Origin of the sequence: Aliiglaciecola sp. (assembly GCF_039982535.1) — a bacterium.
Classification (GTDB): domain Bacteria; phylum Pseudomonadota; class Gammaproteobacteria; order Enterobacterales; family Alteromonadaceae; genus Aliiglaciecola.
Map to the genome: position 1 here is coordinate 1 of NZ_JBDWYG010000026.1, position 1,218 is coordinate 1,218.

Genomic DNA, 1,218 nt, shown 5'->3' on the forward strand with positions numbered 1-1,218 from the left:
AATCCATCCCACCGTCATTTCCAGGTTGACGCGAATTTCACGGATTGCAATCCAGAGGAATGCCATCTTGAGCTATGAGTAAAATTACGTCAGTTTGAGTGTTTTTGCGATAGCAAAAATGTATCGAAAACAGACAATCAATTCTTGCCAACTGCCAACTGATTGCAGAAAATGGAACATTGATAACTGCTAATTGTTCATTGTAAACTGAAAACTGTCAACCGTAGGTCGAAGGAGGGCAACATCCCCCAAACTCCCCTTTTCGTCCCTGATTTAACAGGATTCAGCACTTTTTTTAGACCAGATTGGGCACATGTTCTAGTATTGTTTGTCAATCAATTTTGATTTAAAAACATTCTTGGCAGATGAAAACAAAACTACTCCTACAATTTTTGCCCGCCCTGTTGTTGGCCCTGTTTGGCACAAACTCCTATGGGCAGGATTTTACCGCAACAAACGGAATAGCGTACACCATATCCGGTAGTGAGGTATCGGCCACGGGCTATACAGGAAATGATACAGCTGTAACTATACCCAATACAGTCACTAATAGTGGCAATACCTATACCGTTACCAGTATTGGGAATGATGCCTTTAGGAATAATCAATTGACCAGTGTAACCATAGGTAATAGTGTTGAGACGATTGGGGATTCTGCTTTTAATGATAATCAATTGACCAGTGTAACCATAGGTAATAGTGTTGAGACGATTGCGGATGATGCTTTTAGGAATAGCCAATTGACCAGTGTAACCATTCCCAACAGCGTGACCAGTATTGGAGTATCTGCTTTTTATAATAACAATTTGACCAGTGTAACCATAGGTAATAGTGTTGAGACTATTAGGAATTTTGCTTTTTATAATAACAATTTGACCAGTGTAACGGTACATGCTACATCGCCTCCAAGCCTTGGTTCAAATAGCTTTACTAATCGTGGGGATATAGATCTGCTCGTTCCCAATGGTACCGAGGCCGCTTATAAAGAAGCAGGATGGACAGGGTTTAAATCTACTTCATCATTTTTTACTACACAAGATGGTATTGAATACATTGTTACATCACCCATCGATCCCTATACCGTAGAAGCAATAAGCACTACAAATACCGGAGCTGTTACCATCCCCAATACAGTCACTAATAGTGGCAATACCTATACCGTTACCAGTATTGGGAATGATGCCTTTAGGAATAAGCAATTGACCAGTGTAAGCATTC

The 1,218-nt window shown here is 40.3% G+C and carries 1 protein-coding gene; it reads left to right on the forward strand.

Going from position 1 to position 1,218, the window contains the following annotated elements:
• Positions 1-365: 365 nt before the first annotated feature.
• Positions 366-1,218: leucine-rich repeat domain-containing protein (locus ABJV04_RS05950; protein WP_348490393.1), on the forward strand; the 853-nt coding region annotated here is incomplete at its 3' end.